This is a genomic window from Pedobacter sp., from assembly GCF_046462515.1.
In the GTDB taxonomy this organism is placed as follows: domain Bacteria; phylum Bacteroidota; class Bacteroidia; order Sphingobacteriales; family Sphingobacteriaceae; genus Pedobacter.
Genome location: NZ_JBKGVD010000010.1, coordinates 79192 through 91165, shown reverse-complemented (window position 1 = coordinate 91165; position 11974 = coordinate 79192). Strand labels below are relative to the sequence as shown.

Sequence of the window (11974 nt, the reverse complement as noted above, 5' to 3'; positions counted from 1 at the left end):
CATTAAAATTACGATTTGCAAAATGAACAGACTTCAGCAATTATTCCAGCATAAAAAGAAAGATCTGCTTTCTATATATTTTACAGCAGGTTACCCAAATTTAAACGATACCTTAAAAATAGCGCAGGCTTTAGAACAAAATGGAGCAGATTTTTTGGAGATAGGATTTCCGTATTCAGATCCTGTAGCCGATGGACCTGTTATACAACAAAGCAGCAAAACCGCTTTAGATAATGGAATGACCTTAACCCTTTTATTTGAGCAGTTAGCAGAATTAAGAAAACGGGTATCTGTTCCGGTTTTATTAATGGGGTACGTAAATGTAGTGCTTCAATATGGTGTAGAAAACTTCTGTAAAAAATGCCTTGAAGTTGGGGTTGATGGTTGTATTATACCAGATTTGCCGATATATGAGTATGAAGAATTGTATCAACCTGTATTTAAGCAGTACGGCATTAGCAATATTTTTTTAGTTACACCGCAAACTACAGAAGAACGTATCAGAAGAATAGATGAGTTGAGTGATGCCTTTATCTATCTGGTTTCATCATCTTCAACTACAGGAAATAGCTTAGATCTTTCAAGCCGGACTACCCGTTACTTTCAATATATTTCGGCTTTAAAGTTAAAAAATCCGCTGATCATCGGTTTTGGCATCTCAGATAAAAAAACTTACAGTACCGCTAATATCTATGCCAGCGGAGCCATTATAGGTAGTGCATTTGTAAAAAATATTGACGCTGAACACATTGAAGAAAGTGTGAAAAGCTTTATGAAAAAGATCAAGTAGTTTTTTTAAGCTGTTTTAAAATATCAGTCATCATTTCTATCTGTACTTTTTGGATCTCAAGAAGTTCCTGTTGCTGGTTCATGATCAGATGATCTACTTTTTCATGTAAAGTTCTGATCTCGAGCTCAGATTTAAGGTTGATAATGTAATCGCTCTTGGCTCTTTCACGATCTTTTTCTTCCTGTCGGTTTTGGCTCATCATAATTACCGGAGCTTGTATGGCAGCTAAGCAAGATAAGATCAGATTCAGCAGGATAAAGGGATAAGGATCAAAACCTTTATTGGCGAGAAAATATACATTTGCACCAATCCAAAGAAATAAAAACAGGGCAAAAGAAATAATGAAAGTCCAGCTTCCGCCAAAAGAGGCCACTTTATCAGCAATGATTTGCCCACGTGTTAATCCCTGCTTTTCATTGGCATCATTTAACTTGTCGGTAACTGTATCCGCATCAACCAAAGCATTAATAACTTGTTTTTCCAGCTCACCTACCTCGCCAATTTCTTTAACCAGATATTCTGAAATATATTTCTGGCGGTAATAATTGAGCTCGCTAATAGATAAGGCGCTTGTTCTGTCAAACTCAGGACAATCTTTTTGGATGAAATTAAAAATGGAACTTCTTATAGAACTTCCTAAAACTTTTTCGGCTACAGGAAACTCTTTATTTGAAACAGCGCTGTTAAACGATTGTACTTGGGTCATAGATAAATTAAAGTGATTACTTTTGAGGCATTTTACTAAAGTCCATATATAAGATATTCCATTTGTGCCCGTCGAGGTCGGTAAAACCGCCGCCATACATCCATCCTTGCTGTTCGGCACCTTTTGCAAATACTTTTCCTCCCGCTTCTTCGGCTTTTTGTAAAAGTTCGTTTACTTCTTCGGCACTTTCGGCATCAATAGAAATCAGCATTTCGAGACTGTTACTTACATCGGCAATAGCATAGGGGGTAAAGCTTTGAAATATATCTTTTCTGAAAAGGTTTATAATAAAATTCTTACTGCCAATCTTAAAAGAAACCATTACTTCGCTATTTGGCGCATGGTTGTTAATTTCAAAACCAATTGCTTCAAAAAAAGCAGTAGATTTCGGTATATCGCTTACAGGTAGGTTAAGCCAGATTTCTTTGGTCATAATATATAAAGGCTGATACGTGAAGTTACAAAACTAATCGGGTATAAAATAGCTTAAATAGAAAGTAAATATAAATACATCCTAAATTTAAAAAAGAAGTCAATGAGTAAACTTATATTGCCTGGTAGAAAATAATGTGCTATTTTATAGCAGGGCTTTTTCAAAAATATATTAGCAATATATTAGCGAGTTTTATACAAGAAGAAAATCTTACTTTCTGAGTGTAGCAGGAATTTTAAGAGAGGTTATGGTAGCAGGCTCTGCAACGAGGCTCATAACTATCTTTTTCGCCCAATAATACCTTCGCTTCACTGGCAACCGTTCTGTATGAATAAACCGCCGGACTGCCACATTGCATACATACCGCGTTTACTTTGGTAACGTGCTCCGCTATAGCCATTAAATCAGGCATTGGGCCAAAGGGTTTGCCCTGAAAATCCATATCTAACCCGGCAACAATAACTCTTATACCTTTTAAAGCAAGTTTATTGCAAACCTCGGGTAATTCATCGTCAAAGAACTGCGCTTCATCAATGCCTACCACCTGGGTATTGGTACCTAATAATAATATAGCTGCTGAACTTTCTACCGGTGTAGATTGTATTGAATTTAAATCGTGAGATACTACAGCTGTTTCATCATAACGGGTATCTGTTTTAGGCTTAAAAATTTCTACATTTAATTTGGCAATCTGAGCTCTTTTTAATCTTCTGATCAGTTCTTCGGTTTTACCTGAGAACATAGACCCACAAATAACCTCTATACTTCCACTAAACTCGCCTCTTCTGAAATTTCTCTCGCTAAATAACATTTGTAACCGTATTTTAGCCAAATATAAGGGAATTTTATAGTATTTTTGGTTAACATTTACCAACATAAAGCGTCAATTTTTTCGTTACTTAGTTATGATGAAACAGGAATCTCTTTTCAAAAAATTAGGGACCATAGTTACCGAGTTAAATGAACATTACCAGTACCTAGCCCAAAATCCACAGCAGATTAATGAATTAGAGCTTGAGTTATTACAAGCTAATGCTAATTTTCTGGTTGATCATATCCAGATCGTTAAAAAAATGATCGTTAAGGAAAATCCAGTTAACGCAGAACATAGAGATAAAGAAGAGCAAAAGGAAGAAGTACTACCTGTTCAGCCTGCCTTAACGGAAAATGAAGCCGTAGAAAAAGCAGATACAGTAAAATATACGAGTGCAGAAGAACAAGACGATATTCATATTGTAGATGAAGAAGCCGTATTTGAAAAAGAGATTTTCAGTTTAGAAACCGAACCGGTAAAAACATTTGAGTTCGTATTAAATACAGAGTACAGTGCAGACGATAAATTTGATTTTGAAGAAAAAAATGCAGATGAATTGTTTGACAGGGCCCTGAGTGAAGAGGAACAAAAAATATTAGAGCAGAAGAAAAAGGTTAAAGAAAACTTGATCAGGAATACAGAAGAGTTGGAAGAAGATGAAATTGGGCCAGAACCATTCCTTATTAAAGAAGAAGAACCGATTGTTATGCCTGTGGAAGAGGAACAGCAGCAACCGCTAATGGAATTGGATGTACAGGAAGAAAAAACAGAAGTAGAAATCTTGGTACAGCAGGAAGATTACAGGCCTACTTTAAATGACATCCTGGCCAGTAAAGGCAGTGCAAGCCTTAACAATAGTCAACAAAATTTAAATGTAATTGCAGATCTCAAACAAGGCATAAGCTTAAATGATAAGTTGTTATTTATTAAAGACTTGTTTAACGGTTACAATCTGGCCTATGCCGAAGCCATTGAATTGGCTAACAAACTACCTAATTTTGAAGCTGCAGACCAGTTTTTTAAAGTAAATTACGCCGCAAAGAATAACTGGGCAGACAAGCAGGCCACAGTAGACAAATTTTATCATGTGCTAAACCAGAGGTTTAAGCAATAAATTAATTCAGATTTTTACAAATGTTGGTTAAACAGATAGCAAAACATTTTAATGATGTTCATTTTGGGGGTAACTGGACTACTGTTAACCTCAAAGATCTGCTGGCCGATGTAACCTGGCAAGAAGCAACCACGCAGCTTTATCAGCTCAATACGATAGCTGTATTGGTTTTTCACATAAATTATTATGTAAGTGCCGTGTTAAAGGTTTTACAAGGAAAGACTTTAAATGCAAGTGATAAATATAGTTTCGATTTAGAACCCATAGTTAATGAAGAACAGTGGCAGGCTTTGGTAAATAAAGCTTTAAAAGAAGCAGCTTTATTTAGTTATGAATTAGAGAAATTAGCTGAAGAGCAATTACTGACAGATTTTACGGATGCAAAATATGGTAATTATTACCGTAACATTTCTGGCATCATTGAACACACCCATTACCACTTAGGACAAATTGCACTGATCAAGAAAATAATTCGCGAACAGCAAATTAAATAAAGCCCATTCTGTTCGAGTCTAGTTTAAGGAAGATAAACAACAGGACGGTGAAACTCCATAAAGACGACCCCCCATAACTGATAAAAGGGAGAGGAATACCAATTACCGGCATGATTCCTGTGGCCATACCTATGTTTATGAAGACGTGGAAAAAAATAATGCATGCCAAAGAATAACCATAAACCCTAGAGAATGTAGAACGCTGTCTTTCGGCCATGTTTATAATACGCAGGAGCAAGAAAGCATACAAAACAATAACAGTTGTACAGCCTACAAAGCCCCATTCTTCACCTATTGTAGAAAAAATAAAGTCGGTACTTTGCTCAGGCACATAACCATATTTGGTTTGTGTGCCTTGTAAATAACCACGACCGGTTACCTGTCCGGCCCCGATGGCAATTTTAGATTGTCTTACATTATATCCGGCCCCTTTGTTATCCGTTTTTAACCCTAGATTAACTTCTATACGTGTACGTTGATGGGGCTTTAATACGTTTTCAAATGCGAATTTAGCCACAAAGAGATAGCCTATAGAAGCCACAGTGATGATTGCTATAAGAATGACCTTCTGTATTTTCTTACGGTATAAGAAAATAAAGGTTATGCCAATAACCAATATGCTGATGATCAACGTAAGTTGGCTCATGTATAAGTTAAGGATAAAGAGCAATACCATTACCCAAAAAATGACCAATAGATATCCCGGTAAGCCTTCTCTGTACAAAGGAAACATAAAAGATAAAAATACCAAAGTAGAACCTGCATCGGGCTGGAGCATAATGAGTGCCATAGGTAAGGCTATTATAGCAAAACAGGCTAATATAGATTTGAAAGAAGTTAACTTAGGATTAAAAGTATTGATATACCTTGCTAATAATAGGGCCGTACCAAATTTTGCAAATTCAGAAGGTTGTAATCTGAAAGAGCCTATGGGTATCCAAGCCTGATTACCACCTACATTGCGGCCTACAATAAGTACAGCGATTAAAAGCAGAATGGTAACACCATAAACTATGGGGGCAAATATGCTGAAAAACTTAGATTCGAGCAGTAAAATAACAAAGCCTAAAATAAGACCAGAAATGATGAAGATGAGTTGTTTACCATCAACGGCAGTAAAACTAAAAGTAAAGGCTTTATCCGGGTTATAAACGGCAGAGTGAATATTGGTCCAGCCTATAGTGCACAAAGCCATATATATCAATATGGTAATCCAATCTACTTTAAAGAAGAATCTGTTACTTTGCTGCTGTTGCATTTGCTTTAGGTTCTACTGCTGTTTTATTAAAGGTATGCTGATTTAATTTTGTTTTAATAGGTGATTCACGTTTTGTGGTATCGGTAACCTGATTTAAGCTATCAGTTTTTAATTTAGGCTTAACAATTTTCTCTTTTAACTGAGGTAAGAGGTTTGCAGCCTTATATTGTTCTATTGTAGCTCCATTAATGCGACGACCGGTTAAAGTATCTGTTAAGTACTTTTCGGTAATAAAACTGGCAATAGGGGCAGCATAAGCACCTCCGTAGCCACCATTCTCTATAATTACAGCAATTGCAATCTTAGGGTTTTCGCGTGGAGCAAAACCAATAAATACCGAGTGATTTTTACCTTGGTTATTTTGTACTGTTCCGGTCTTGCCACACATTAATATATTGGGTATTTGAGATTCTTTAGCTGTACCTATAGAACTATTAACAGCATCCTGCATCCCGTCTATTACAGGTTCAAAATGACGGGCATCTATACCTGCGTAATGTTTTTCCTTGTATTTCTGATCTATGTGTTTATCGTTACCAATCCCTTTTACCACATGTGGTTTAATATAATAACCTCTGTTGGCAATAATGGCCATAATGTTGGCCATTTGTAAAGGTGTTGTACTGATTTCGCCCTGTCCAATGGCTACCGAAAGAATAGTGGTATAACCCCAGTACTTTCCATGACGTTTGGTATTATCTTCTGCGGTAAAAAGTTTATAAGAGCTTTCACCTGGGAAATCAATGCCTAAAGTATCACCAATGCCAAACTTCCTTACTTTATTTTGCCATTCATCATAAGTAGCATGTTGTTTCTTTAAACCATTTTTAGTCATCATTTTAGCAAAAATGGAATAGAAATAAGTATTACATGAACGGGCTATGCCTCTTCTTAGAGATATATTGCCATCAACGTGCTCACATTTAAATTTGCGGTTACCTGCCCAATAATATCCTGGGCAATTAAAAGTAGTATTAGGGTCTATAGCACCTTCTTGTAAGGCAATAAGCGCATCTAAAGGTTTAAATGCAGAACCTGGCGAATAGCGTCCACGCAAAGGCCGATTAAAGAAAGGTTTATAGGGGTTGGCAAACAGATTTTTATAACTGTTGTTGGTTTCTTTACCTACCATCTTATTAGGGTCGTACCCGGGACTACTTACAAAAGCAAGGACTTCGCCGGTAGAAGGTTCAATAGCTACCACACTTCCAACCTTATTGGCTAAAAGCTCTTCGCCTAATTTTTGAATTCTGCTGTCTATCGTGGTAATAATCTGACTTCCGGCAACGGCAAGCGAATCAAATTTGCCATCGGCATAACTTCCTTGCGGAACATTATGTACGTTATAAAGCATGTTAATAATCCCTTTCTTACCTCTCAGATCCGCTTCATATTGCTTTTCAAGTCCGGTTTTACCAATATAGTCGCCTAATTTATAGTAACCTTGATATTTTTCAATTTCGTTGTTGTTTACCTCTCTAATATAGCCTAAAAACTGTCCTGCGATACTGTCTGGATAGTATCTTATGGTTCTTTTTTGAACATAAAAGCCCTTATAGTTAAACATTTTTTCCTGCAGTGTGGCATAAGTTTCTACAGATAATAATTTCTGAAAAATAAATGCTTGGTTGCGAGAGTGGACCTCAGCTTTATGGAATTTTTCTCTGAACTCCTCCATAGTAATACCGATGATGTTGCAAAGAGAAAGGGTATCAAAAGGCTTTACCTGATTAGGGGTAACCATCAGATCATATGTAGGTTGATTTTGTGCTAAAACTTTGTTATTCCTGTCGTAAATAACGCCACGGGCTGGGTAAATGGATATTTTTCTCAAGGCATTGCTGTTTGCGCTCAGAAAATATTTATCGCTAAGAACCTGCATATAAAAAAGCTTGCCTATTAAAATAAGCGAAAGCAGGATAAACAGGCCCTGAATAATATATTTCCGATTAAACAGTTGATCCATTATGCTGATTTTCTATTATGGAAAATGAACTCGGTTAACAATACGGTAAACAAAGTAAAAACCATGCTTAATAAGGCCCTTGTTAAGGTATATATAAACTCATTTAACTTAAAGGCTTCTAAAAAGAACAAAACTATATGGTGGGCAAATATGCATAGGGTTGCATATAAAGTAAACCATTTGAAACCCATATTACCTAAAGAGGGTTCGGGTTCATCTATAGAGTCACGGTTTAAACTAATATTTATAAATGCTATACGTACATACATTAATGCCACACATGCGCTACTATGCACGCCCAAAGTATCATAAAATGCATCAAGTGTTAAACCTGTGCCAAATGCAATGAGGTAAAGTAAAAAATTTGGAATACCAAAAGGCAATACCAATAAAAACAGTACATAAAGAAACGGAGTAGACAAATTGTAAAATATCATGTTGCGCAGTAAGAAAATCTGCACAAATAAGAGCAAAAACCACCGGATGATATTGTAGAATATAAGTTTACTGTTCATTTTTTGAAGTTTCCTGGAGGTTTTTTATTTCGTTACTGTATCGGTCTTTAATGATATATACATATTGCAATGTACTGAAATCATTAAACAACTGTACTTCAAGGGTCATAAAACTATCGCCGGTACTGATCTGAGTCTTACTGATACGACCAACTTCTATTCCTTTAGGAAAACCACCTGCACCCGAAGTAACTATGGTATCACCTACATTTACTTTAAAATGATTAGGTATTTCTTTAACATACGCTTTTCTAAAATCGAAATTCTTATCGCCCCATACCAAACTGCCATAAGCATTGTTCTTTTTTAACACTACGCTAATGTAAGTATCTTTATTTAACAGGGTTCTTATCGTAGCAAAATGAGGAGACACTTCTAATACAAAGCCAATTATGCCTTTTTGTGGCGAAATTACCGCCATATCTTTTGCAATGCCATCATTGGTGCCTTTGTTAACAGTAATGATGTTATTTGCAAGGTTTATGGAGTTCTTGATTACCATAGCGCTTAATATGGTGTACTGCTGATGGTTAACGGTATCTTTAATAACAGAAGTCTTAGTGCTATCTACACTGTTAAGCGCTAAAATTCTGGTTTTGAGCTGAGCATTTTCAAGCGCTAAACTGTCATTAACCTGTCTTAGGTTCAGATATCTTTTAATTACATTAAGCTTGGCATAAGCATTGCCAACAACCGAGTTGGTCGAATTAATAATAACGTTACGTTGATAGGCATTGTTTTTAAGTGTAAGTACAATACCAATGGTAAAGAATATGATGAAAAGAAAAAATGCGCTATATCTATTTATGAAAATCCAAAGGTTACGCATTTTTTATTTACGATTTTAGAATTACAGATTTACGATTTTGTTCATTCTTGCGAATAGTAACAGTAGATGCAACAACCATAGGTAGAAGCTTATTCGCTTCGCTACAATTTGCTCTATAATCCATACCCACAGAGTTTGAGCATCTAACCAACTGATTCGAATAATTTTTATTTAATACATAATGGGAAAAGTCGATTATTAATTTGCCAATCGATATTGAATATGCTTTTGTTCTTGCTTTTAAGATATTGCTATTCATCAATCGTAAAATTAAATCTACATTCGCAAATCCAATTATTGCATTAAAAATTTAAAGTTTCCAATATTCTTAAGCGCTATACCCGTTCCTCTTACTACTGCACGAAGGGGATCTTCGGCTACGTGAACAGGTAATTTTGTTTTTGCGGCAATACGTTTATCCAATCCTCTTAATAATGCACCGCCACCAGTTAAATAAATACCTGTCTGATAAATATCAGCAGAAAGCTCTGGTGGAGTAATTTCAAGCGCTTTTAAAATAGCCTCCTCAATTTTAGAAATAGATTTATCTAAGCAATGGGCAATTTCTGTATATGAAACAGTAATCTGTTTTGGAACCCCTGTCATTAAATCTCTTCCCTGTACGGCAAAGTCTGCAGGCGGATCGCTTAACTCAGGTAAAGCAGCACCAACTTCAATTTTAATTTTCTCTGCGGTACGGTCACCAATCATAATGTTATGCTGACGGCGGATATAATTTACGATGTCGGAGTCAAAATTATCTCCGGCAACACGTATAGATTGATCGCATACGATACCAGACAATGCAATAACCGCAATTTCTGTTGTACCACCACCTATATCAATAATCATATTACCCATTGGTTCTTCCACATCTATTCCAATACCAACAGCAGCTGCCATAGGTTCATGTATCAGGTAAACTTCTTTAGCACCAGCAATTTCGGCACTATCTCTAACCGCACGTTTCTCTACCTCAGTAATACCTGAAGGAATACAGATTACCATTCGTAAAGAAGGGAACATCCAGCCTTTACCGCCGTTAAGCATTCTGATCATTCCTTTGATCATGGCTTCAGCAGCATTAAAATCAGCAATCACTCCGTCTTTTAAAGGTCTTACAGTCCTGATATTATCGTGGGTTTTACCCTCCATTTGCATGGCCTGTCTGCCAATAGCGATAATCTTGTTAGTTTGTCTGTCAAAAGCAACAATAGATGGTTCGTCAACCACTACTTTGTCGTTATGTATGATAAGGGTATTCGCAGTTCCTAAATCAATGGCAACTTCCTGCGTAAACCAGTTAAATAATCCCATGTAAGGTTTTGTTATTGTATTTTTAATTAAACAAATTTCATTATACCTAAAATGTAAAATTAGGTATTTTATTGTATTATCGGTATTATTTTTCAGGTAAAAATTGGTTGGTAAACCCAGCTTTCCTAAATAATACTTTGATTTATCTTAATGCTTAAAGTGTCTTACTCCGGTTGTTACCATTGCAATCCCTTTTTCATTTGCTTTGTCAACAGAGTCTGCATCTTTAATAGAGCCACCCGGTTGTAAAACAGCAGTTACACCTGCATCAGCCGCTATTTCTACACAATCAGGGAAAGGGAAAAATGCGTCTGAAGCCATTACTGCACCTTTAACGCTAAATCCAAAGGCGCCTGCTTTTTCAATGGCCTGCCTCAAAGCGTCGACTCTTGAAGTTTGTCCAACTCCACTGGCAATTAAAACATCATCTTTTACCAGAACAATAGTATTGGATTTGGTATGTTTTACAATCTTATTGGCAAAGTGTAAGTCTTTTAATTCTGCTGCGGTAGGCGCTTTTTGGGTAACTGTGTTCATTTGTTCAGGACCTTCAATAATCAGGTCTTTGTCCTGTTCAATTACACCATTTAATAAGGTTTTAAATTGCTTGCTGCTTAGTTTAACTTCATTACGTTTTAAAATAACTCTGTTTTTCTTTGTTTTAAATAGTTCAACAGCAGATTCTTCGTAGTCAGGTGCAATTAAAACCTCAAAAAATAATTTGTTGATTTCTTCTGCGGTAGCCAAGTCTATTTTTCTGTTGGCAATCAGCACACCACCAAAAGCAGATACCGGATCGCAGGCTAAAGCATCTGTCCAGGCTTGTTTTATGCTGCTTCTGGAAGCTACACCACAAGCATTGGTGTGTTTTAAAATTGCAAAAGTAGGTTCTGTAAATTCATCAATTAGACTTACAGCAGCATCTATATCTACAAGGTTGTTATAGCTTAATTCTTTACCGTTCAGTTTAGAGAACATTTCATCCAGATTGCCATAAAATGAGCCTTTCTGATGGGGGTTTTCTCCATAACGCAGGGTTTGTGCCTGAGCAATACTTTGCTTAAATACATTTAAGGGTTCTTCCTGATTAAAGTAATTGAAGATTGCTGTGTCGTAATGAGAAGAAGTATGGAAAGCTTTTTGAGCGTATGTTTTACGCTGAGCAAGAGTAGTAGTTCCGCCTTGTTCCTGTAATTGATTTAACAAAGTTGTATAATCATTTTTAGAGGCAATAATTACAACGTCATTAAAGTTTTTTGCCGCGGCTCTAATCAATGATATGCCACCAATATCTATTTTTTCAATAATTTCTTGCTCAGTTCCACCATTTTTTACGGTTTCTTCAAATGGGTAAAGATCTACAATTACCAGATCAATTTCAGGGATTTCATATTGCGTTATCTGCTGCTGATCGTCACTCAGGCTTCTGCGATTTAAGATGCCGCCAAAAATTTTTGGATGCAAAGTTTTAACACGGCCACCTAAAATAGAAGGGTACCCGGTTAAGTCTTCAACCGCTGTTACGGGGCAACCTAAATCTTTGATGAATTGTTCGGTTCCGCCTGTACTGAAAAGGGTTACGCCCTGCTTGGCTAAATACTCCACTAATGGGGCTAAACCATCTTTATAATAAACTGAAATTAAAGCGTTTTTGATCTTTACTGATTGGCTCATGAAAGGGTATTTTTATAAGCCGCAAAGGTAAGAAAAATAGGTATTTAATTTGTGTGTTTTGTTT

At 36.3% G+C, this 11974-nt stretch carries 12 protein-coding genes; 3 read left to right on the top strand and 9 right to left on the bottom strand.

Translation table 11 applies throughout. The features are described from left to right. Positions 1 to 22 precede the first annotated feature (22 nt). Positions 23 to 790 (top strand): tryptophan synthase subunit alpha, encoded by a 768-nt coding sequence (trpA, locus tag ACLHG9_RS15285; protein ID WP_410222372.1) that lies wholly within the window; start codon positions 23 to 25, stop codon positions 788 to 790. Here trpA and ACLHG9_RS15280 read toward each other — a convergent pair. The 3 genes from ACLHG9_RS15280 to ACLHG9_RS15270 form a co-directional block, all read right to left on the bottom strand. Further along, positions 783 to 1496: a DUF1003 domain-containing protein gene (locus ACLHG9_RS15280; RefSeq protein ID WP_410222371.1), complete on the bottom strand. Its 714-nt coding sequence runs from the start codon at positions 1494 to 1496 to the stop codon at positions 783 to 785. The genes trpA and ACLHG9_RS15280 overlap by 8 nt on opposite strands. 16 nt (positions 1497 to 1512) lie before the next feature. Beyond that, a complete protein-coding gene (locus ACLHG9_RS15275) occupies positions 1513 to 1929 on the bottom strand; it encodes a VOC family protein (RefSeq protein WP_410222370.1) in 417 nt (138 codons plus the stop codon). Positions 1930 to 2164: 235 nt separating this feature from the next. Further along, entirely contained in the window at positions 2165 to 2740 is a 576-nt protein-coding gene (locus tag ACLHG9_RS15270) for a thymidine kinase (RefSeq protein ID WP_410222369.1), read from the bottom strand. Between the two features lie 94 nt (positions 2741 to 2834). Here ACLHG9_RS15270 and ACLHG9_RS15265 point away from each other — a divergent pair, with 94 nt between their 5' ends. Continuing rightward, positions 2835 to 3857, top strand: a complete 1023-nt coding sequence (locus tag ACLHG9_RS15265) for a hypothetical protein (protein ID WP_410222368.1) — start codon at positions 2835 to 2837, stop codon at positions 3855 to 3857. 20 nt (positions 3858 to 3877) lie between these two features. Further along, positions 3878 to 4351 carry a DUF1572 domain-containing protein gene (locus ACLHG9_RS15260; protein ID WP_410222367.1) on the top strand — a complete coding sequence of 158 codons (474 nt, stop codon included), beginning with the start codon at positions 3878 to 3880 and terminating at the stop codon, positions 4349 to 4351. Here the strand turns inward: ACLHG9_RS15260 and rodA are convergent. The 6 genes from rodA to purH all read right to left on the bottom strand — a co-directional run bounded on the left by rodA (position 4344) and on the right by purH (position 11910). After that, the gene (rodA, locus tag ACLHG9_RS15255) at positions 4344 to 5609 is read right to left on the bottom strand and encodes a rod shape-determining protein RodA (protein WP_410222366.1); all 1266 of its coding nucleotides are present in this window, start codon (positions 5607 to 5609) and stop codon (positions 4344 to 4346) included. The genes ACLHG9_RS15260 and rodA overlap by 8 nt on opposite strands. Continuing rightward, positions 5590 to 7575: a penicillin-binding protein 2 gene (mrdA, locus tag ACLHG9_RS15250; protein WP_410222365.1), complete on the bottom strand. Its 1986-nt coding sequence runs from the start codon at positions 7573 to 7575 to the stop codon at positions 5590 to 5592. Before mrdA ends, rodA begins: the two co-directional genes overlap by 20 nt. Next, positions 7575 to 8090: a rod shape-determining protein MreD gene (gene mreD / locus ACLHG9_RS15245; RefSeq protein WP_410222364.1), complete on the bottom strand. Its 516-nt coding sequence runs from the start codon at positions 8088 to 8090 to the stop codon at positions 7575 to 7577. Before mreD ends, mrdA begins: the two co-directional genes overlap by 1 nt. Further along, positions 8080 to 8919, bottom strand: a complete 840-nt coding sequence (gene mreC, locus ACLHG9_RS15240) for a rod shape-determining protein MreC (RefSeq protein ID WP_410222363.1) — start codon at positions 8917 to 8919, stop codon at positions 8080 to 8082. Before mreC ends, mreD begins: the two co-directional genes overlap by 11 nt. Before the next feature lie 294 nt (positions 8920 to 9213). Continuing rightward, on the bottom strand, positions 9214 to 10236 hold the full coding sequence (locus ACLHG9_RS15235; RefSeq protein WP_410222362.1) for a rod shape-determining protein: 1023 nt from the start codon (positions 10234 to 10236) through the stop codon (positions 9214 to 9216). Between the two features lie 147 nt (positions 10237 to 10383). Further along, the gene (purH, locus tag ACLHG9_RS15230; protein ID WP_410222361.1) at positions 10384 to 11910 is read right to left on the bottom strand and encodes a bifunctional phosphoribosylaminoimidazolecarboxamide formyltransferase/IMP cyclohydrolase; all 1527 of its coding nucleotides are present in this window, start codon (positions 11908 to 11910) and stop codon (positions 10384 to 10386) included. Positions 11911 to 11974 lie beyond the last annotated feature (64 nt).